The sequence below is a fragment of the Streptomyces sp. HNM0575 genome (genome assembly GCF_012726265.1).
Lineage (GTDB): Bacteria > Actinomycetota > Actinomycetes > Streptomycetales > Streptomycetaceae > Streptomyces.
The window spans coordinates 205,476-224,915 of the sequence record NZ_JAASAG010000003.1 but is presented as its reverse complement, the minus strand read 5'-3'; the positions used below and the strand labels follow the sequence as shown (position 1 = coordinate 224,915).

The following is a 19,440-nucleotide window of genomic DNA, read 5'->3' as shown; positions in this document are numbered from 1 at the left end:
TCCGTCCCGAGCCCCCGGCCACCATGGGCAACGCAACGTCAGGGCCCGTACGGACACGGATCCGTACTCGTATGCGGACGCGAGTGCGCACGAGAGGCCCGCCGACGGCCTCGGACGGGCCTTCAGCGGTCCTGCCGCAGCCATCGCCAGACCGCACGAGCCGCATGATGTCCGGACATTCCGTGCACCCCGGGGCCGGGCGGTGCCGAGGAGGAGCAGAGGAAGACGGCGGGGTGCGCGGTGGCGTACGGCACGCGCGTGAGTTTCGGACGGATCATCAGCTGGAGTCCGTCGGCGGCGCCCGCGCAGAAGTCGCCGCCGACGTAATTGGCGTTGCGGGCGGCGAGTTGGGGCGGGCCGGCGGTCGCGCGGGCCAGCACGCGGTCGCGGAACCCCGGTGCGAAGCGCTCCAGTTGGGCCTCGACGGCGTCGGTGGCGTCGCCCTCCCAGCCGTTCGGGACATGTCCGTAGGCCCAGAAGACGTGCTTGCCCTCCGGTGCGCGGCTGTCGTCGACGAGGCTCGGCTGGGCGGTGATGAGGAAGGGGCGCTCGGGTGCGCGTCCGTTCACGGCGTCCTTCAGGGCGGTGTTGATCGCGCCCGCGGTGGGGCCCACGTGGACGGTGCCGGCGCGGCGTGCCTCCTGAGACGTCCAGGGCACCGGCCCGTCCAGCGCGTAGTCGATCTTGAACACGCCGGGCCCGTAGCGGAACGCGTCGTAGGCGTTGCCGAGTCCCGCGATACGGGCGAGCGCGCGGGGCGAGGTGTCGAAGACATAGGCGCGCGCCGGGGGCAGTTCGTCGAGACGCTTGACCTCGGTGCCGGTGTGGATCTGCCCGCCCTTCGCGCGTAGATACGCGGCCAGGGCGTCGGAGATCGACTGCGAGCCGCCGCGCGCGACCGGCCAGCCCGCGACGTGGGCGGCGAGCGCGAACGTCAGGGCGGCGCCGCTCATCGCGGGCGTGGACAGCGGCGCGATGACGTGGCCGCCCATGCCCGCCATCAGCGCGCGGGCCTTCTCGTCGCGGAAGCGGACGTTGAGGAGGCTGAGGGGCTGCAACGCCGTCAGGCCGAAGCGGGCGAGCAGCAACGGGAGTTGGGGAAAGCTGCCGTTGAACCAGGAGCCCATGCCGAGGTAGTCCTCGGCGAGAGCCTCGAACCTGTCGACGAACGGCTCGACCATGCGCCGGTACGTGGCGGCGTCGCGCGCGCCCAGCGAGATCGCGGTCTCGCTGACGGATCGGGCCAGCACGGCTGCCGTGCCGTCGGGGAAGGGGTTGGCCATGCACAGTTCGGGGTGCAGCCACCGAAGTCCGTAGTCCTCAAGCGGCATCCTGTTGAAGGCGGGAGAGATCGCGGCCGTGGGGTGCACCGCGGAGCACGGGTCGTGCCGGAAGCCCGGGAGCGTCAACTCCTCGGTGCGCGCGCCGCCCCCGACGGTCTCCTTCGCCTCGAACAGCTCGACAGAGTAGCCGCGGCGGGCCAGTTCGACCGCCGCGGTCAGCCCGTTGGGCCCTGCTCCGACGACGACCGCGTCACGGATCGATGGCACTGTCGGCTCTCCCCTCGCCTGTGAGGTCGCACGCAGAAACCGGTCAACGTCCGGCGCGCAGAAGCCCCACCATACGCCGGGCCGTACCCGCGTCCCGCGCCGCGGTGAACGGCAGCGCGTTGCCGCCCGCGAGCCGGAACGGCGCGTCCGCGACGGTGCGGCTCTCACCGCCCGCCTCCGCGACCAGCAGCAGCCCCGCGGCGTGGTCCCACGCCGCCTCCCAGCTGAAGGCGACGGCGTCCACCAGGCCCCGCGCCACGGCCAGATACTCCAGCCCGGCCGACCCGCAGGGCCGCGGCGCCACTCCTTCCGTGCGCAGCCCGAGCAGCGACCGCTTCTGCTCGTCGGTGGTGAAGTCCGGGTGGGAGGTGGCCACTTCGAGCACCTTGCCCTTCTCGGGCGATCCGGCGCACAGGGCCTCGCCGTTGAGCAGCGCGCCGCCGCGGTGCCGTGCGACGGCCATCTCGCCGGGCACGGGTGCGTACGTCCACGAGGCGAGGATCTCGCCGTAGCGGGCGAGCGCCACCAGCGTGCTGAAGCCCTCGTGGCCGCGGACGAACTGCCGGGTGCCGTCGATCGGGTCGACGATCCACACCGGGGCGTCGCCGTGCAGCGCCTCGTACGTGGCGGGCTTGGCGTGCACCGCCTCCTCGCCGACGACGACGGAGCCGGGCAGCAGCGCGGCCAGCTCCCGGGTCAGCATCTCCTCCGCGCGCTGGTCGGCGACGGTGACGAGGTCGTGCGGGCCGCTCTTCTGCACCACCTCGTCGTCGGCGAGCTGGCGCCAGCGCGGCGTCACCTCCTCCGCGACGGCCCTGCGCACGACTCCTTCGACCGCTGCGACCAGCTCATCGTCGATCATGCGCCCATGAAAGCACGGGGCGGCGGGGGACGTACCCCGCAGGTTCGGCACCGGAGGCGGAGGGCTCGTCACCGGCCCACCGCGTAGCCCTGCATGCCGCGCGGGTTGGCGGCGGCGCTGAGCACCCCCGTCTCCGGATCGCGTGCGACGGCGCACAGGCGCCCCTCCGACCAGGCCGGGCCCGACTCGACGTCGTGGCCGCGGCGCCGCAGCCCGTCGGTCACGGACCGCGGCGTACGCGACTCCATGGTCACGCTGCCGGGACGCATGGCGCGCGGATAGAAGGAGCCGGGGAAGCTGTCGGTGTGCCAGTTCGGGGCGTCGACGGCGCCCTGGAGGTCGAGCCCTCCCCTCACCTGCGGACGCAGCGCGGCGGCGATGAAGAAGTGCAGCTGCCACTGGTCCTGCTGGTCGCCGCCCGGCGTGCCGAACGCGAGCACCGGCTGCCCGCCCCGCAGCGCCAGCGACGGCGTGAGGGTGGTGCGCGGACGGCGGCCCGGCGTCAGGGAGTTGGGCAGCCCGTGCTCCAGCCATGTCATCTGGAGCCGGGTGCCGAGGGGGAAGCCGAGCTCGGGCACCACGGGGTTGGAGTGGAGCCAGCCGCCGCTGGGGGTGGCGCTGATCATGTTGCCCCAGCGGTCGACGACGTCGATGTGGCAGGTGTCCCCGCTGGTGGCGCCGTCGCGCGCGACGGTGGGCTCGCCCGCGCCCGCGCCGGCCCCCGCGGAGAGCGAGAGCGGATCGAAGCTGCCGGTCCCGCCGTTGGCGACCGCGGTGGCGTGCTCCGAGACGCGGGGTTCACGGCCCTGCGGGCTGCCGGGCCGCAGTTCGCGGGAGGCCTGCTCGCCGATGAGCGCGCGCCGCTCGTCGTTGTACGCCGCGGACAGCAGCGCTTCGACGGGCACGGCCGAGGCACCCTCGGTATCGCCGTACCACGCCTCCCGGTCGGCCATCGCGAGCTTGGTGCCCTCGATCAGCCGGTGCACGAACTCGCCGTCTGCGGAGGCGGCGTCCGCGGCCCCGCCCTCGAAGTGCACATCGGCCGCCGTCACTCCGTCCGGGAGGAGCGCGAGCTGCTGGAGCAGCGCGGGGCCCTGCGACCAGGGACCGGCCTTGCACACCGTCCAGCCGTTCCAGTCGTGGGTGACGGGGTCCTCGTAGGTGGCCTCCCAGCCGGCGAGGTCGTCGCCCGTGAGCGCGCCGGTGTGGCGCTCGCCCGAGGTGTCCATGGTGGGGCGGGCCGACGCGGCGAGCAGAGCGTCGGCTATGAAGCCCTCGCGCCATGTCCGCCGTGCCGCCTCGATCTGCTGCTCGCGGCCCGGTCCGGCCGCCGCGGCCTCGGACAGCAGCCGCTTCCATGTCGCGGCGAGCGGTGGGTTCTTCAGCAGCGCACCGGGTGCGGGCGAGCGCCCGCCGGGGAGGTAGAGGGCGGCCGAGGTCGTCCACTCCTTCTCGAAGAGCTCCCGCACGGTCTCCACCGTCTCCCCGACCCGTTCCACGGCCGGGTGGCCGCGCTCGGCGTAGCCGATGGCATATCCGAGCACGCGCTCCAGGGACTGGGTGCCGTGGTCGCGCAGCAGCGTCATCCACGCGTCGAACGCGCCCGGTACGGCGGCGGCCAGCGGTCCCGTGCCGGGCACGAGCCGGAGGCCGAGAGACGTGTAGTGCTCGATGCTCGCGCCGCGCGGTGCGACGCCCTGGCCGCAGAGCACCTTGACGGGGCCGCCGGCGGGGGCGATGAGCGCGGGCACCTCGCCGGCGGGCCCGTTGAGGTGCGGCTCGACGACGTGCAGCACGAAGCCCGCGGCGACGGCGGCGTCGTAGGCGTTGCCGCCGTCCTCCAGCACGGCCATCGCCGTCTGGGAGGCGAGCCAGTGCGTGGAGGAGGCCATGCCGAAGGTGCCTTGCAGGGTGGGGCGGGTCGTGAACACGGGCGATGCGGCTCCTGGTTCGGGTGCTGGGGTGAGGGACGGGCTTCAGGGACACGTGTCGGGGTCGGGGTACGGGGCGGTGCCGGGGTCAGGGGGCGGCGGGCAGGCGGGATCAGGGGCGGGGGGCGACGGCCGGTGCCGCCGCGTCCGGCGCGGTGCCGTCGTCCGCGACGAGGTGGCAGGCCACCATGCGGCCGCGGCCCGTGCCGCCCGGGCCCGGGCCCGGGTCCGGCCCCGGCTCCGGCTCCGGAACCGGTTCCGGACCTGGCCCCGGCAGCATGCGGTGCTCGGGCGCCTCCGTACGGCAGCGCTCGTATGCGAGGGGACAGCGCGTGTGGAAGCGGCAGTGGTCCACAGTCTGCGACGCGCCCACGGCCTTGGGGAAGACGGGGCCTGCCAGGTCTCCCTGGAGCACGATCCGCTCCCGCGCACGCTGTACGGGCGGATCGGGCACGGGCACCGCGGAGAGCAGCGCCTGTGTGTACGGGTGCTTGGGCGCGGCGAACAGCTCGGCGGCCGGGGCGACTTCGACGATCTCGCCGAGGTACATCACGGCGATCCGGTCGGCGAGGAACTCCACCGCGGCCAGGTCGTGGGTGATGAAGAGGCAGCCGAAGCCGCGGTCGCGCTGGAGGCGGGCAAGCAGGTTGAGCACGGACGCCTGTACGGAGACGTCCAGCGCGGAGGTGGGTTCGTCGGCGACGAGCAGCATCGGGTCGACGGCGAGCGCACGCGCCACGGCGACACGTTGCCGCTGGCCGCCGGACAGCTCGTGCGGGCGGCGCTCGGCCGTCCCGGGCGGCAGCCCGACCTGGGCGAGCAGCTCCTCGACGCGGTCGCGCAGCGCCGTGCCCCTCGCCGTGCCGTGCAGCGCGAGCGGTTCGCCGACGATGCGGGAGACGCGCATCCGCGGGTCCAGCGACGCCGACGGGTCCTGGAAGACGATGTTGAAGTCCTTGCGCAGCGGACGCAGCCGGCGCCGCGAGAGGCGGGTGACGTCGGTGCCGCCGATGCGGACGGTGCCGGCGGTGGGGGTGTCGAGGCGTACGACGCACCGCCCGACGGTGGACTTGCCCGAGCCGGACTCCCCCACCAGGCCCACGACTTCGCCGCGGCCCACGGTCAGGGAGACACCGTCGACGGCCCGTACGACCGTGCCGCCGCGGCGGGCCGCGAAGTGGCGTACGAGACCGCGCACTTCGAGGGCCGGGGCCTCCTGGCCGGGGACGGAGGGCGCGGGGGCGCCGGGCGCGGAGGCGTCCCGTGGGGAGGCGTTCGGTGCGGGGGCGTCCCGTGGTGCGGTGGCGGCCGGTCCTGCGCCGTCGCCCGCGCCGTCGTTTGTTCCGTCATCTGTTCCGTGCGCTGCGGTGGTCACGGTGCCGCCTCCCCTGTGGAAGCCGTGGAGTCCGCGGACGAGGGTCCGTCCGGGCCGCCGAGCGGGTGCAGGCACGCCACGGTGTGACCGGAGTCCGCGTGCCCGCCGGGTCCCCCGCTTCCGTAGCGCCCGCCGGGTCCCCCGCTTCCGGAGGAGTCGCCGCCCGGCAGCGCCAGTACGGGCCGCTCGGCCGTGCAGCGCTCGTCGGCGCGCGAGCAGCGCGGCGAGAACGTGCACTCGTCCGGCTGCCGGGAGAGCCCGGGCACCATGCCGGGGATCTCCCGCAGCGGCGCCCGCTCGCCCGGCGGGGCGGCGGCCCGCTCGCCGGGCCGTGGCACGGCGTCCAGCAGGCCGCGGGTGTAGGGGTGCCGTGGGTCCGCGAACAGGCCGTCCGCCGGGGCGTGTTCGACGGCCCGCCCGGCGTACATCACCAGCACGCGGTCCGCGGCGTGCGCGACGACACCGAGGTCGTGGGTGATCAGCACGATCGCCGTGCCCAGCCGCTCGCGCAGCGACGTCAGCAGGTCGAGGATGCCCGCCTGCACCGTCACGTCCAGCGCGGTGGTCGGCTCGTCCGCGATCAGCACGGCCGGATCGCAGGCGACGGCGATCGCGATCATCACGCGCTGGCGCATGCCGCCGGAGAGCTGGTGCGGATACTCGTCAACGCGCCGCCCTGGCGCGGGGATGCCGACCGACTCCAGCAGTTCCACGGCGCGCCGTCTCGCCTGCCGACGGTTCAGGCCCTGGTGGCGGCGGAGCACCTCGCCGATCTGGCGGCCCACGGTCAGCACCGGATTGAGCGACGTCATCGGCTCCTGGAAGATCATGGACAGTTCGCTGCCGCGTACGCGGCGCAGCGACTTCTCGTCCGCGCCCACGAGTTCGCGCCCGCGCAGCTCGACGGAGCCGCCGACCTCGGCGGTTCCGGGAAGCAGCCCCATCACGGCCAGCGACGTGACCGACTTGCCGCACCCCGACTCGCCCACCACGGCGAGCACTTCGCCCTCGCCGACGTCGAAGCCGACGCCGTCGACCGCGTGTACGTCGCCCTCCTCGGCGTGGAAGGAGACCGACAGGTCGCGTACGCGCAGCACGGGGCCACCGCCGGAAACGGCGCCGGTGCCCTTGCCGGTGCCGCTGCCCTTGCCGGTGGCGGTGCCGGTCGCAGGGGACGTCCCGCTCTCCCCGCCTGTGCCGCTCGTTCCGCTCGACTCGCTCACCGTGTCACGCCCCTCGGGTCGAGTACGTCGCGCAGCCCGTCGCCGAAGAGGTTGAACGCGAGCGTGGCGGCCACGATCGCCAGCCCGGGGAAGACCGCCATCCACGGCGCCGCCGCGATGTACGGCTGCGCGCTGGAGAGCATCACCCCGAGCGAGGGGTCGGGCGGCTGCACGCCCAGGCCGAGGAAGCTGAGCAGCGCCTCGCTGATGATGGCCGTGGGAACGCCGACGGTGGCCTGAACGAGCAGTGCCGAGGCCGCGTTGGGCAGGATGTGCCGGGCCAGCACGGTGGCGTCGCCGCCTCCTCCCGCGATCGCCGCCCCTATGTAGTCCAGGTGTTTCAGGCGCAGCGTCTCGGCCCGCATCACGCGTGTGACCTGCGGTACGAGCCAGACGCTGATCGCGATGGTCGCGTTGAGCAGGGACGGCCCCAGCACCGCGGCGAGGCCCACGGCCAGCACCAGGAACGGGAAGGCGAGCAGGGTGTCGGTGAGGCGGGAGACCAGGGAGTCCGCGAAGCGGCCGTAATACCCGGCGATCAGCCCGAGCGGCACGCCCACGACGAACGCCAGCGCGACGGCGAGCACCCCCACCTGCATCGAGGCCCGGGCGCCGTGCATCACCCGGGAGAGCTGGTCGCGGCCGAGGTCGTCGGTGCCCAGCCAGTGCTCGGGGCCCGGGGGCGCGAGGGCCGAGCCGAAGTCGGCGCGTGCCGGGTCGTACGGAGCGACGAGCGGCGCGGCGATGGCCACGAGCACGAAAACGGCGGCGACGGCGGCGCCCGTGAACGCGAGCTTGTTGCGGCGCAGTTGGCGCAGCAGAGCGCGGGCGCCGTGGCCGGGCCCCGCGGGCGGTGCGCCACCCGCGCCCGTGCGCGGATCCGGTCCGGCGCCGCCCGATCCGCCCGTACCCGTACCGCCCGTACCGCCCGTACCGCCCGCGGCACCCGTACCGTCCGTACCGCCCGCGTCCGGGCTCCCCGCTGCTTCGGTGACCGTGCTCACTGTGCGCCTCCCAGCCGGATGCGCGGGTCGATGACGGAGTAGAGAAGGTCGACGGCGAGGTTGACGAGGATGTAGCCGGTCGCGGTGAAGAGCACCACGCCCTGCACCATCGCGTAGTCGCGGGTGAAGATCGCGTCGATCATCAGCTTCCCGAAGCCGGGCAGCACGAAGATCTGTTCCGTGACGACCGCCCCGGAGACGAGATGCCCGAGCTGGACTCCCAGCACGGTGACGACCGTGACGAGGGAGTTGCGCAACGCGTGGCCGCCGACGACCTGGTACGGCGCGAGGCCCTTGGCGCGTGCGGTGCGTACGTAGTCGGCCGACAGCGACTCCAGCATCGCCGCTCTCGTCTGTCTCATCACGACGGCCGCGAGGCCGCTGCCGAGCACGGCCACGGGAAGCACCATCCGCCGCAGGTTCTCCAGCGGATCGGTGCCGAAGGGCACGAAGCCGGACGCCGCGAACAGCGGTACGGCGATGGCGAATCCGAGGATCAGGACGATGCCGAGCCAGAAGTTCGGCACCGAAAGCCCCAGCAGGGCAACGGTGTTGGCGATCCACTCCGCCGGGCGGCCGCGCCGCACCGCGGCGACCACGCCCGCACCGACGCCGACGACGACGGCCAGCAGCAGGGACAGCAGGGCGAGTTCGAGGGTGACGGGCAGGGCGTCGAAGATGCCGTCGACGACGGGCAGTCCGGTGCGGGCCGAGGTGCCGAGATCGCCGGTGGCGGCGTGCTCCACGTAACGGGCGTACTGCACGGCGATGTTCTGGTCGAGTCCGTACTGGCGGCGGATCGCGGCCAGCGCCTCTGGTGTGGTCTCCTCCCCCGCGAGCGCGCGTGCGGTGTCGCCGGGCATGGCGCGTACGCCGAGGAAGACCACGATGCTGACGAGGACCAGCGTCAGTGCCGACTGGCCCAGGCGGCGCAGTACATAGCGGGTCACCGGCTCCTCGCCTCCGCCTCCGTGGATCCGTCGTGCTCCGCACCCCGGCTCCAGCCGGCGTTCTCGACGCGTATCAGGCCGTCGCCGTAGACGCGCAGGCCCGCGACGTCCTTGGTGGCGACGACGTAGTTGCGCTGCCGGTACAGGTAGATCAGCGAATGCTGGTCGTTGACGGCCCGGGTGAGGTCGCCGTAGACGGCCCTGCGCTTCTCCGGGTCGGCGGTGCGGCGGCCGTCCTCGATGAGGGAGTCGATGCGCTCGTCGGAGATGCCGGAACGGTTCTCCGATCCGAGGGTGCCGGCGAAGGCGTCGACGTTCCCCGCCGGGTCGAGGCGGCCCGACCAGCCGACGGACGCGGCCTCGAAGTCGCCCTTGTCGGCGTGCTCCAGGAGGGTGGTGAACTCGGTGGGCCGCAGCTTCACCCGGAACCCGGCGTCCTTCGCCATCGCCTGTACGACCTGTCCGAGCCGCATGTCCTCCACGGTGTTGGAGACGGTCAGCTCGACGGGGACCGGGCCCTTCGCGCCCGCCTCGCGCAGCAGCCGGCGCGCCTTGCCCAAGTCGCGTCCGGGGCAGCGCATTTCGGTGCCCAGTTCGCTGGAGGGCGCGACGGGACCGCAGGCGGTGTCGTACATGCCCTGAAAGACGATCTTGTTGATGAGCCGGCGGTCCAGGGAGAGCGCGAACGCCTCCCGTATGCGGTCGTCACGGGCCAGCGCACCGTGCACCTTGCCCGGCTTCTCGCCCAGGCCGCGGGAGTTGCCGATGTTGACCGTCAGGCCCTGGTAGCCGAGCGTCGGCGAGTTGAAGAGCTGGAGCGTGTCGTCGGTGAGCGCGCTCTGCACCTCCAGCGGCGCGGTCTGGTCGCTGACCTGGGCGTCGCCGGAGCGGAGGTTGGCCAGCCGCACGTTGCCGTCGATGATCGTGCGGTAGACGATCTTGTCCAGGTGAACGTGGGACGCCGCGTAGTACCCGGGGTCCTTCTCCAGCACGATGCGGTCGCCCGTCACCCGCTGCTTGAAGCGGAACGGCCCGACGCACGAGGGGTGCGTGGCGAAGTCCTTGCCGTACTTCTTGAGGGCACGCGGCGACATCACCATGCCGGAGCGGTCGGCGAGGGCGCCCAGCAGCGGCTCGTAGGGCTCCTTCAGGCGCAGTTCGACCTTGTCGTCGCCGACTGCCTCGATGCTCTCGACGGGTTCGAGCTCGCTGGCGCGTGCCGACTCGGGCAGATCACGGTGGCGGCGCAGCGACGTCTCGACGGCCTTCGCGTCCAGCGGGGTGCCGTCGCTGAAGCGGGCTCCGTGCCGGACGCCGATCACCACCTTCCGGCCGCCGTCGCTCACTTCCGGCATGCCGGAGGCCAGTTGGGGCCGTATGTGGTTGCGGGCGTCGGTGTCGTAGAGCTTCTGGCACATCGCGGCGAAGACGCTGCGGCCCACGAGGGTGCTGCCGAGGCTGGGATCGAGCTTGTCCGGGTCGGACTTGAACGCCACGGTGAGGGTGCCGCCGTCGCGCACGGGCCGCTCGTCGGCCATCCGTACGCCGCCGACCTCGGTCGCGGACGTCGTCAGGGAGGCGCAGCCGGTCGCGCCGAGGGCGAGTGCGAGCGTGAGAACCGCTCCGCGGACGGCGGCACTTGAGGACGCTGGTGCGCGAGGGCGCAAGGCTGCCCACCCCTGATACAGATCGACAGGACCCGGGCGACAGTATGTCGTATACAGTCGCCTGGCAAGGGCGGGTTCGGGCCTCGGCCCCGCTGTGACCAGCACACGTCTCGCTGCGCGCGGCCTGCCCGTGGCGGGCCCGGGACCCTTTCACCCGGCGGCTGCGCGGCCTCAGCGGGGCGCGTCCCCGGCTCCGCCTCCCGGGCCGTAAGCGGTCAGGAACCGGTCACGGAAGCGGTCCATGCGCCAGACCGGGGCGTCCCTGCCGGGCTTCAGACCGTCTTGCCAGCCCCACTCGGAGATCCGGTCGAGCACCTTCGGATCATGGGCCACCACCGAGACCGGCACGTCCCTGCTGGTGTGGTTGCCGACGACGACGGGGGCGGGCTGGTGGTCGCCGAGGAAGACGAGCACGGTGTCCTTGTCGCCGTACCTCGCCACGTAGTCGGTGAGGCTGCGTATCGAGTACTGGATGGAACGCCGGTATTCCGTACGCACGCCGGCGGCGTCCTTCCACACCTCCGCCGGGGTCTTGCCCTCCTTCTTCTGCGCGTGGAAGAGGGATCCGTCACCGAGTTCGTCCCAGCCGACCGTCCTGGGCAGCGGCGCCCAGGGGTTGTGGCTGGTGGCGAGGACGACGGTCGCCATCAGCGGCCTGCGGTTCCTCTTGCCGTGCTCCAGCCGTTCGAAGGCCTGCATCGTGTACTGGTCGGGCACGGGCGACCAGCTGAACATCGGGCCCCTGTACCCCATTTCACGTGAGTCGTAGACGGTGTCGAAGCGATAGAACTGCCCCTCCGGCCAGGCCCTGCGGACGCCGGGCATCATGCCGACCGTCCGCCACGCACCGGCGCGCCGGAACGCACCGGTGAGTGTGAAGCGGTCGCTTGCGGTGGCGGTGCGGTAACGCTGGTTGTTGTCGATCCACAGACCCGACATGAGGGTCGAGTGGGCGAGCCAGCTGCCGGCGCCGGTCGTCGGCGAGGTGAGCCAGCCGCTCCTGGACGAGAAGCCCGCCTCGTGCAGCCGCTCGTTCTGGCGGTCGAGCAACTTGCCGACCTGGGGCGCCATCCTCGGGTCCTCGACGGCTCCCCTGCCGTAGCTCTCGACGAAGGCGAACACGACGTCCTTGCCCCGCAGTCCGGTCAGCAGCCTCTCCCGCGGAGTGCCGCGGAAGTCGTCCACCGCGGCCTGCCCTGCGAACTCCCGCCCGTCGTTCAGCCCCTTGTTCAGCAGCATCACCCGCTCCTGTACGAGCCTGAAGGTGGCCTTCGACGCGAACGGGATGCCGTCGACGGCCTGGAGTCCGAGCGTCGAGACGGTGATCCAGGCGACCCCGAGCACCAGGGTGGTACGGGTGGCCGCCGCCCTGTTCCGCAGCACGATGCCGCCCAGTCTGCGCACCGCGAGCACGGTCAGGACGGTCAGCAGGACGACCGCGCCGACCGCGCCGACGACGGCGGCCGCCGCACCAGCCGCGCCCGCCGTCTCCCGCAGGAAGTCCACGGCGTCGTCGAAGAGGATCCAGTCGAGCACCGGGTCGAAGGGCCGGTCGAGGACCGAGAAGAAGCCCATGTCGGTGAGCCTCAGCACGGTCAGCACACCCAGGAACAGCCCCGCTGCGAGGGACACCGCCCGTCCCGCCCTCGACGGCAGCACGAGCAGCAGGGCCGCGAAGTAGACGGCCTCCACGGGGAGCCGGAGGAATGTTCCGGGCGTGGTGCGGTCGAGCGTGTTCGGAACGAGCAGGGCGAACAGCACGAGCAGGGCGGCCAGGCCGGTGGTCACCCACGGGGCGGCCCGCGCCGCACGCGGATACCGCTCACGGAACCGGGCCCGGAACCGGGCCCGCAGCCCGGCCGCACGGCCCCGCCCGGAGGCCCCGCCCCAGGGCGGGCGGTCGTCGCTGGGAGGGCCGTCGTCCCTGCGCGGATCGTCGTCGCTGCGCGGATCGTCGTCCCTGCGCGGATCGTCGTCCCGGTCGTTCTCGGTGACCGGCCTGTCCGTTGCCGTGATCCGGCGGAGGCCGGAGAAGAGCGAAGACACCCGAGGTCCTTCCCTGCGAAGCCCGGTGATGGCACAGCGGACCGGGCTCGGGAAGGTGCGGCCGCCGGAGGCGGTGGCGCTCGCCGGGCGGCCCCGGCACGGTCACCGGGCCCGGACCGGGCAGCGTATGGCGGTGTGAGGGGCGCGTCGGCGGGTTGTCCAAGTGTTCAGCGACCGTTTCCGCCGGCGCGAACCCGCCCGCAACCGGCCGGACTTGATACGGCCGCGGGCGCCTCCGCCCCTCGACCGGGCGTGCGGGAGCGTGCACCGCGGGTCACGCGGAGCGGTCACAGCGAGCGGCACAGCTCCTCGTTCGGCGGCAGATGACCGTCCGTTCGGTGAACGTGACGGTCAGGCCCGCCAGTTCGCGCGAGGTGTAGTCCTCGACGGAGATGCCGCGCAGCCCGTCGTTCTCGATGCGCAGCAGCACCAGCGACGCGTCCGACATCTCGGGCGCCTCCCCGAACAGGCCCAGCCGCACGTCCGGTTGGCCGTTCTGGGAGTCGCCGCCTATGAGCGTGTCCATCTGGACGCGGTATCCGATGCGCTTCAGGCCCGGCATGAGCCGCTCGTACGCCAGGACGCCCACGGTCGCGAAGACGCCGAGCGCCGCCAGTGAGTTCTCGGGGCTGAACCACTCCATGGGGGCCTCGCGCGCTTGATCGACTTTTATGCGCTCAACGTATGAGACCGGCCGTTCCGCGGAGAGGCCGTGCCCCGCACCGTCGACCGATGTTCACCGCCCGTTATGGGCCCTCCCACCAGGCCCGCACCATGACGGGCCGCCGCGACGGCCGGGACGGCGGAAGTACCCTTGGCGGCCATGACGGACTTCCCCGAACCCGTTCCGGAACCGCACGCCGAGGCCCGCGCCGGGCAGGAGGCCGGCGCCTCCTCGCCGCGCGGCCCCCTCGTCGCGATCCTCAGCGGCGCCGGGATCTCCACGGACTCAGGCATCCCCGACTACCGCGGCCCGCAAGGGCTTTGGCGCAGTGACCCCGAGGCGGAGAAGCTCGTCACGTACGACTACTACATGACCGATCCGGACATCCGGCGCAAGTCATGGCAGATGCGCCGCACCAGCCCCACCTGGAAGGCCGTGCCCAACGCCGCGCACGAGGCCGTGGCGCGGCTGGAGAGGTCCGGCAGGCCGGTGCGCGTCATCACCCAGAACGTCGACGGACTGCACCAGCTCGCCGGGCTGCCCGACCGCAAGGTGCTGGAGCTGCACGGCAGTTCACGCTCGGTGGTGTGCACGCAGTGCGAGGCCGGGGGCTCCATGGCCGGGGCGCTGGAGCGGGTCGAGGCGGGCGAGGAGGATCCGGCCTGCCTGGAGTGCGGCGGCATCCTCAAGTCGTCGACGGTGATGTTCGGGCAGGCGCTCGATCCGGAGGTGCTGGGGCAGGCGGTGGGTGTGGCGAAGGCGTGCGACGTCTTCGTGGCCGTCGGTACGTCGCTCCAGGTGCAGCCCGCGGCGTCGCTCGCGGAGATCGCCGTGGACCACGGCGCGCGGCTGGTCATCGTCAACGCCGAGCCCACTCCGTACGACGGCCTGGCGGCCGAGATCGTGCGAGAACCGATCGGCGAAGCGCTCCCGGCGCTGCTGGAGCGGCTGCACGAGGACTGAGCGGCACGCGCGAACAGCCGTACAGCGGACGGCAGTTGGCGACCGGCAGACGGGCGACAGCGGACCGGAAACGGCGGGCGGCAGACCGGAAACGGCGGGCGCTATGCCGTGGTGCCGATGCGGGCGTGCCAGCGGTCGCCTTCCTGACGCAGCTCCGCGCGCAGTTGGTGCGTACGGGGAGAGCCGCTCTCCCGCCAGCGCCGGATCAGGCCGTCGAGATCCGCGAGGGCCGGTGAGTCGCCGCGATCCGCGATGAGATGGAAGCCGGTGACGAGCGCGGCGTGCGCGGTGCCGTCCGGTGTGCGGTGGCCGACGCCGATTCCGTTGCCGCGTTCGAGGGTCGCTTCGAGCAGCCACGGCGGCTCGGCGGCCATGAGCCAGTCCTTCAGGTGGAACCAGTCGCTGCCGTGCAGCGGTGCGGGATCGATGTGGGCCGCGTCCGTGAGCGCCGCGAGGAACGCCTCTGCCAGGCCCGGCTCGTGGGCACCGAGGAGGGTCAGGGAACGCTCCGGCGGCCCCGGCGGCCCCGGCTCCCCGGCACGGGCACGGGCACGGGTGACCCTCTCGTCGGCGACGGGACCCGCCGCCGGCATGTATCCGCCCTGATGGACGGTGACCTGCCGCGGCCGGTTCCGTTCGCCGGTGCGGATGCGGGCGATGGCGTATCCGCCCGGCAGATCGCAGACCCGTACGCCGCACAACAGCAGGCCGCCGGGCCGGAGTTGACGCAGCCACGCGTCCGGCACGGCCGGCGGGGTGACTCCGGCGAGGATGCGGTCGTAGGGTGCGCGGCCCGTATGCCCGTGCAGGCCGTCGCCGACGACCACTTCGACGCGGTGTCCGTGTGCGGCGTAGAGCGCCCGGGCGCGCGCCGCGAGACCGGCGTCGATCTCGACGGCCGTCACCCGGCCCTCGGGGCCCGCGAGCCGGGCGGCCAGCGCCGCCGAGAGGCCGGAGCCCACGCCGATGTCCAGGACGGCGTCGCCGGGCCGTATGTCCAGCAGGCCCAGGTGGCGGTGGGTGACCTCGGCGGGCGTGCAGGGACGGACGGCGCGGCCGTCGGCGCCGTGGAACTGCTCGGCGGGTACGGCGCGTACCGCGTCGTCGAGCGCGGACCGGGCCGCATCGGGCATCGCGTCATCCTCGTGGCTCGCGTGGGCGCAGCGAGCTTACGCACCGGGAGCGGCGAGGCGTAACCGCTCGCCGGCCGCCGTACCTGCCCGCCTGGCGGACCGCCGGGACCTCCTCCTACGATGCTTGGTGATCACGGGGAGGGGCGATCACGTGGCACAGCGTGTGGGACGCATCGAAATGGGCGTCGGCTGGATCATCCGGAACCTGGACGTCGTCGTCGCCGTCGGGCTCGGCCTGACGATCGGGTTCCTCGACGTCTTCGGGGACGTCATCAGCGACGACGTGGCCTCCGGGGCGACATTGCTGGTACTCGGCGCGCTCGCGGTGGGTTCGATGACCGAGCGGGTCCGCCGCAAGTCCGACATCCAGGAGGTCTCGGCGGACACGCGCCGCGCCCTGGAGGACCTGGCGATGGTGCGCTCGCTGTCGGGCTCCGAGGTCGGGGAGACGCTGGGCAAGGCGCGGGAGCAGACCAACCTCTGGTATTTCAAGGGCGGCACGGGCACCTATCTGCGGGCGGTGACGCTGCCGCGCTGCGTGGAGACGGCCACGAGGCACCGCACACCCCTCAGCATCAAGATCGACATCATCAACCCGGGCAGTGAGAAGACCTGTTCGGACTACGCGCGCTTCCGGCAGACCTTCGCCCGGCAGCGGAACACCGAGGCGGCCAACGCCTGGACCACGACGCGCACCAGGAAGGAGTCGTACGCGACGGTGCTCGCCGCGTGCTGGTACCGGCAGCGGCTGGACACCCTGGAGATCAGCGTGCACCTGTCCTCCGGCGTGCCGACGCTCCGCTTCGACCTGTCCGAGTCGTGCCTCGTCATCACGCAGGACGACCCCAACCGCGTCAACCTCATCGTCGCCCGCGACCAGCCGCTCTACGACTACTACGTCACCGAGCTGCACCAGAGCAGGGAGCAGGCCGAGCGGCTCGACCTGCACGCGCTGCCGCCGCTGAGCGACGAGCCGACGGTCGACGAAGTCCGGGCGGTTTTCGACCATTTGAGGCTTCCGCTCCCCGCCGTCTTCACCGACGGCGACGTCGGCGAGATCATTGACAAGGCACTGCACGCCGACGATCCGTACCGGAGGTGACCCCCTCGGCGCCATGGACTACGACGAGCTCGAAGACGCGCTGCGTCAGGACGGGGGGCCGTCATCGGACGTGCCGCGCGCGGCCGTTGCGGGCGTCCTCGCCGAAATCGCCTCCGGTGGGCGGGACTTGCGCGCCGTGCGGCATCCGCTCGGGTTCCTGTGCCTCCCGGTGGTGCGCGAGGGCGAACGCGGCGTGTGCGTGCACCTCTTCGACGGCGTGACGGCCTCCGGGCAGCCGGCGGAGGCGGCGGTGCACGCGCACAGCTGGGAGCTGCTCAGCCATGTGCTCTACGGACACGTCTCCAACGTCCCGGTACGGGTGGCCGACGTCGCCGCGCCGGCGGCCGGTCCGGCGCCCGCGCCCGCACCGGCCTCGGGGCCCACGCACCGCGTCTTCGAGGTGCACAGCGCGCCCGACGGCACCGACGAACTGCGCCCCACGGAACGCCTCGTACGCAGCGAGCCCGGTCCCGAGCAGACCAGCGGCGGGGGCGAGACATATGTCCTGGGGGCCGGGGAGTTCCACTCCACCGTCGTCAGGGAGGGCGAGCCGGCGGCCACCCTGGTGCTGGGCAGGACCCTTCCGGGGCGCACCGACCTCTTCCTGGGGCCGCTGGAGGGCGGCGGTCACCGCACCGTGCGGCGGCTGTGCGGCGCGGAGGACACCCGGAGGACCGTGCGGGCGGCGCTGAGGAGGGTGCATGAGGGAAAGCCGGAGTGAGTCCTCCGCCGACGCGGACGGCGGGGCGGGCGAGGACAGGGGCTGGGACGCGGGCCGGGACACGGAGCGGGGCTCGGAGCGGCGCTCGGACGGTGGCACGGGCACGGGCGCGCACGCCGGTTCCGGCACCGGTGCGCAAACGGGCTCCGGCAACGGTGCGTACGCCTTCGAACAGACGGTGGCCGTCCAAGCCGCGGAGGAGGCCGGGGCGTTGCTGCGTGCCGGTTTCCGGCAGGCGCACACCGTACGCAGCAAGGGCGAGGGCGGCGACGTCGTCACCGACCTGGACCTGGCGGCCGAGAAGGTCATCCTGGACCGGCTGCGCACGCACTTCCCGCACGAGCGGATCGTCTCGGAGGAGGCCGGGCTCCTCGACGCGCACGGCAGCCGTACATGGCTGGTGGACCCGCTGGACGGCAGCAACAACGTCGCCATCGGGCTGACGGCCTACGCCGTGGGGATAGCGCTGTGCGTCGACGGCTCCCCCGTCGTGGGCGTCGTGCACGAGCCGGTCACGGGGCGGACCTGGCGGGCCACGGCCGGCCGGGGCGCATGGTGCGGGACGGCGCGGGTGGGCGGCCCGTGCGGCACGCTGCCGCGGTCCGGACCCGTACTGGCGTGGACGCAGGGGCACGCGGTGGCACGGGGCGACGAGCGCGCCCTGGCTCTGCGCGGTGCGCTGGAGCTGCACTCGCGGCGCGTGCTGCAACTGTGGGCGCCGTTGCTGGGGTGGACCATGCTGGCGAGCGGCACCATCGACGGTTACGTGGGCTACCGGGCTGAAGGCATCGACTTCCCGGCGGGTGCGCTGCTGGCCGCCGAAGCAGGCGTGGAGTTCCGTACGTTGTCGGGCGGGGAGTTCCAAGTGGGCTTCGACGGCCCGGACTCGGGGCGCAGCTTCGTCGCGGCGCGCGGCGAGACGCTGCCGCATCTGGTCGATCTCGCGGGGCGGGCGGGCGCCGGGAACACCACGTCCTGACTCCGCCCGCCGGACGGGGCGGGCCCCGACTCCCCTCAGACGAGGGCGAGTTGGACCGTCGCCGCCAGCGTCCCCGTCGTCGCCAGCACGAAGCCCGTGCCCACGAAGCGCCGCAGGGGGATGACCGTGCCGTGCGCCCGGCAGCGCTCGAACCACAGCAGGGTCGCCAGCGACGCCCACGGCGTCACGAGGGGGCCCACGTTGGTGCCGATGAGCAGGGCCAGCAACTGGTGCTTGTTGGCGACCGGCACGGCCGCCTCGCCCGCGAGGTAGACGGGAAGGTTGTTGAGGATGTTGGACAGTCCCGCCCCGACTCCGGCGGAGCGGAGCATCCCCACCAGTCCGCCGTCGGAGCCGATCGCCGCGGTCAGCAGGTCGTGCAGCCCGTGTGCGTTGACGGTCTCCACGACGAGGAACATCCCGGGGACCAGCATCATCAGCCGCCACGGGATGAGCGAGAGCCGCAGATCCGCCCTGCGTCTGAAGGCGAACGCCACGACGACGACGAACGCGGCCGCCGAGGACGCCGACCACAGCGGCACGTCGGCGACGAGGATCGCCACCAGGAAGGCGGCGCAGGCGAGCGCGCACACGCGGAAGAGCACGGGATCGGCGGGGCGCAGCGGCTCCGGCGCCGTGTAGCTCTCCGACCCGCGACGCCCGCGGCGCCAGTAGAAGCCCCACAGGCAGGCCATGGTGACCAGGATCGAGACGAGCTGCGGCAGCCACATGGTCGCCGCCATCCGGGCGGGCGACAGCGCCACGCGGTCCGCCGCGAGCAGATTGGTCAGGTTGGAGACCGGCAGCAGCAGAGACGCGGTGTTCGACAACCAGACGGTGGTCATCGCCAGCGGCACGGCCGCGATGCCCACGCGGGTGGCGAGCGCGAGCATCACCGGCGTCAGCAGCACCGCCGTGGTGTCCAGGTTGAGCGTGATCGTGGTGACGGACGCGAACAGCACGCACAGCCCGAACAGCAGCGCGTAGCTGCCCTTGCCGGCGCGGGCCACCCACGACGCGGCGGCGTCGAAGACCTGCGCCTTGCCCGTCAGTTCGGCCATGACGATGGCGGTGGCGAGGAACACCAGCAGCGGCCCGATGCGTGTCATCGCATCACCGGCGTTACGGGCGGGCAGCAGTCCCGTGGCGACCAGCAGCGCTCCGCAGACCAGAAGCCCGGCCGCGAGCCAGTCCAGCGGATGCACGCTCTTCACGATTCGCACGTCGGACAGAATCGCACACACGATGTGAGGAGAGGATCGCAGCCTGT

General features: G+C 72.9%; 16 protein-coding genes. 4 read left to right on the top strand and 12 right to left on the bottom strand.

From position 1 onward, the window contains the following. Window positions 1-122: 122 nt before the first annotated feature. The 10 genes from HCC61_RS08975 to HCC61_RS08930 all read right to left on the bottom strand — a co-directional run bounded on the left by HCC61_RS08975 (window position 123) and on the right by HCC61_RS08930 (window position 13,251). Window positions 123-1,550 carry an NAD(P)/FAD-dependent oxidoreductase gene (locus HCC61_RS08975; protein ID WP_169134771.1) on the bottom strand — a complete coding sequence of 476 codons (1,428 nt, stop codon included), beginning with the start codon at window positions 1,548-1,550 and terminating at the stop codon, window positions 123-125. Window positions 1,551-1,593: 43 nt separating this feature from the next. Next, the gene (locus HCC61_RS08970) at window positions 1,594-2,412 is read right to left on the bottom strand and encodes an inositol monophosphatase family protein (protein ID WP_169134770.1); all 819 of its coding nucleotides are present in this window, start codon (window positions 2,410-2,412) and stop codon (window positions 1,594-1,596) included. A 68-nt stretch (window positions 2,413-2,480) separates the two neighbouring features. Next, on the bottom strand, window positions 2,481-4,343 hold the full coding sequence (locus HCC61_RS08965) for a gamma-glutamyltransferase (protein WP_169134769.1): 1,863 nt from the start codon (window positions 4,341-4,343) through the stop codon (window positions 2,481-2,483). Between the two features lie 112 nt (window positions 4,344-4,455). Beyond that, window positions 4,456-5,541 (bottom strand): ABC transporter ATP-binding protein, encoded by a 1,086-nt coding sequence (locus HCC61_RS08960; protein WP_169135202.1) that lies wholly within the window; start codon window positions 5,539-5,541, stop codon window positions 4,456-4,458. Window positions 5,542-5,714: 173 nt separating this feature from the next. After that, the gene (locus HCC61_RS08955) at window positions 5,715-6,815 is read right to left on the bottom strand and encodes an ABC transporter ATP-binding protein (protein ID WP_169135201.1); all 1,101 of its coding nucleotides are present in this window, start codon (window positions 6,813-6,815) and stop codon (window positions 5,715-5,717) included. 122 nt (window positions 6,816-6,937) lie between these two features. After that, window positions 6,938-7,762 (bottom strand): ABC transporter permease, encoded by an 825-nt coding sequence (locus HCC61_RS08950; protein WP_169135200.1) that lies wholly within the window; start codon window positions 7,760-7,762, stop codon window positions 6,938-6,940. Window positions 7,763-7,941: 179 nt separating this feature from the next. Beyond that, window positions 7,942-8,895: an ABC transporter permease gene (locus HCC61_RS08945; protein ID WP_169134768.1), complete on the bottom strand. Its 954-nt coding sequence runs from the start codon at window positions 8,893-8,895 to the stop codon at window positions 7,942-7,944. Next, window positions 8,892-10,562: an ABC transporter substrate-binding protein gene (locus tag HCC61_RS08940; protein ID WP_240968717.1), complete on the bottom strand. Its 1,671-nt coding sequence runs from the start codon at window positions 10,560-10,562 to the stop codon at window positions 8,892-8,894. The genes HCC61_RS08945 and HCC61_RS08940 overlap by 4 nt, the downstream gene beginning before the upstream one ends. 171 nt (window positions 10,563-10,733) lie before the next feature. Then, window positions 10,734-12,608, bottom strand: coding sequence for a sulfatase (locus HCC61_RS08935; protein ID WP_169134767.1), 1,875 nt, complete (start codon window positions 12,606-12,608; stop codon window positions 10,734-10,736). 274 nt (window positions 12,609-12,882) lie between these two features. Next, the gene (locus HCC61_RS08930; protein ID WP_169134766.1) at window positions 12,883-13,251 is read right to left on the bottom strand and encodes a hypothetical protein; all 369 of its coding nucleotides are present in this window, start codon (window positions 13,249-13,251) and stop codon (window positions 12,883-12,885) included. A 180-nt stretch (window positions 13,252-13,431) separates the two neighbouring features. Between HCC61_RS08930 and HCC61_RS08925 the strand changes: the two genes are divergently transcribed. After that, window positions 13,432-14,235: a Sir2 family NAD-dependent protein deacetylase gene (locus tag HCC61_RS08925; RefSeq protein ID WP_169134765.1), complete on the top strand. Its 804-nt coding sequence runs from the start codon at window positions 13,432-13,434 to the stop codon at window positions 14,233-14,235. A gap of 101 nt (window positions 14,236-14,336) precedes the next feature. Here the strand turns inward: HCC61_RS08925 and HCC61_RS08920 are convergent, their stop codons facing one another. After that, a complete protein-coding gene (locus tag HCC61_RS08920; protein ID WP_169134764.1) occupies window positions 14,337-15,368 on the bottom strand; it encodes a methyltransferase domain-containing protein in 1,032 nt (343 codons plus the stop codon). Between the two features lie 151 nt (window positions 15,369-15,519). Here HCC61_RS08920 and HCC61_RS08915 point away from each other — a divergent pair, with 151 nt between their 5' ends. The 3 genes from HCC61_RS08915 to HCC61_RS08905 are packed head-to-tail and all read left to right on the top strand — an operon-like array spanning window position 15,520 to window position 18,170. Beyond that, window positions 15,520-16,470: a hypothetical protein gene (locus HCC61_RS08915; protein ID WP_346777101.1), complete on the top strand. Its 951-nt coding sequence runs from the start codon at window positions 15,520-15,522 to the stop codon at window positions 16,468-16,470. A gap of 13 nt (window positions 16,471-16,483) precedes the next feature. Next, a complete protein-coding gene (locus tag HCC61_RS08910) occupies window positions 16,484-17,191 on the top strand; it encodes a hypothetical protein (RefSeq protein ID WP_169134763.1) in 708 nt (235 codons plus the stop codon). Then, window positions 17,172-18,170, top strand: a complete 999-nt coding sequence (locus tag HCC61_RS08905; protein WP_169134762.1) for an inositol monophosphatase family protein — start codon at window positions 17,172-17,174, stop codon at window positions 18,168-18,170. Before HCC61_RS08910 ends, HCC61_RS08905 begins: the two co-directional genes overlap by 20 nt. 35 nt (window positions 18,171-18,205) lie before the next feature. Here HCC61_RS08905 and HCC61_RS08900 read toward each other — a convergent pair whose 3' ends face one another. Further along, a complete protein-coding gene (locus HCC61_RS08900) occupies window positions 18,206-19,393 on the bottom strand; it encodes an SLC13 family permease (RefSeq protein WP_346777100.1) in 1,188 nt (395 codons plus the stop codon). Window positions 19,394-19,440 lie beyond the last annotated feature (47 nt).

What these genes read in the sequence shown, in the direction of transcription:
- HCC61_RS08970 (WP_169134770.1), bottom strand. Translation starts at nt 2,412, where the DNA reads ATGATCGACGATGAGCTGGTCGCAGCGGTCGAAGGAGTCGTGCGCAGG.
- HCC61_RS08930 (WP_169134766.1), bottom strand. Translation starts at nt 13,251, where the DNA reads ATGGAGTGGTTCAGCCCCGAGAACTCACTGGCGGCGCTCGGCGTCTTC.
- HCC61_RS08925 (WP_169134765.1), top strand. Translation starts at nt 13,432, where the DNA reads ATGACGGACTTCCCCGAACCCGTTCCGGAACCGCACGCCGAGGCCCGC.
- HCC61_RS08920 (WP_169134764.1), bottom strand. Translation starts at nt 15,368, where the DNA reads ATGCCCGATGCGGCCCGGTCCGCGCTCGACGACGCGGTACGCGCCGTA.
- HCC61_RS08910 (WP_169134763.1), top strand. Translation starts at nt 16,484, where the DNA reads ATGGACTACGACGAGCTCGAAGACGCGCTGCGTCAGGACGGGGGGCCG.
- HCC61_RS08905 (WP_169134762.1), top strand. Translation starts at nt 17,172, where the DNA reads ATGAGGGAAAGCCGGAGTGAGTCCTCCGCCGACGCGGACGGCGGGGCG.